1 pseudogene is annotated in these 638 nt (G+C 64.6%); it reads left to right on the plus strand.

Annotation, left to right across the window (positions count from 1 at the left end):
• Nucleotides 1-638 (plus strand): annotated as a pseudogene (locus ABTU92_RS30290) (AAA family ATPase); the annotation flags it as partial.

The raw sequence follows: 638 nt of genomic DNA on the forward strand, positions 1-638 counted from the left end.
GGCTCCGGCTCGGGCAAGACCGTCCTCTTGCGGCGCATTGTGGAAGAAGCAGCACTTGCCGGAATTCCGGCCATCATCATCGATCCCAACAACGATCTGTCACGCCTCGGCGAGACTTGGCCGACACGCCCCCCGTCGTTTACGGCCGATGATGACGAGAAGGCGCGCCGTTATCTGGACGCGGTCGAAGTCGTGGTGTGGACGCCGGGTGTCCATGCCGGCAATCCACTGTTCCTGTCGGTCATGCCGGACTTCGCCGGCCTCGGCGACGACAAGGACGAGCGCCAGCAGGCCATCGACATGGCGGCCGAAACGCTGGGCCCTCTGGCGGGCGCTAAGACTGCTTTGCACAAGGGCGTTCTGGTCGAGGCGCTGCGCCATTTCGCGGCTGCAGGCGGCGGCGACCTCAGGCTCTTCATTAGGTTGCTGGAGGACTTGCCGGACGGGCTGAGCCCGATCGGAAACGCGACAAAGCTGGCCGCCGGGATGGCCGACCAGCTTCATGCGGCGGTGGCGACCAATCCTCTCCTCCGAGTAGGGGGATCGGTGCTCGACCCAAAACTCCTGTTCTTTGGACCGAATCCGGAGCGGGTGCGTCTCTCGGTCATCAATCTATCGGGACTAGGGTCCGAGGCGGC

Source organism: Rhodoplanes sp. SY1, from assembly GCF_046000175.1.
GTDB lineage: Bacteria > Pseudomonadota > Alphaproteobacteria > Rhizobiales > Xanthobacteraceae > Rhodoplanes.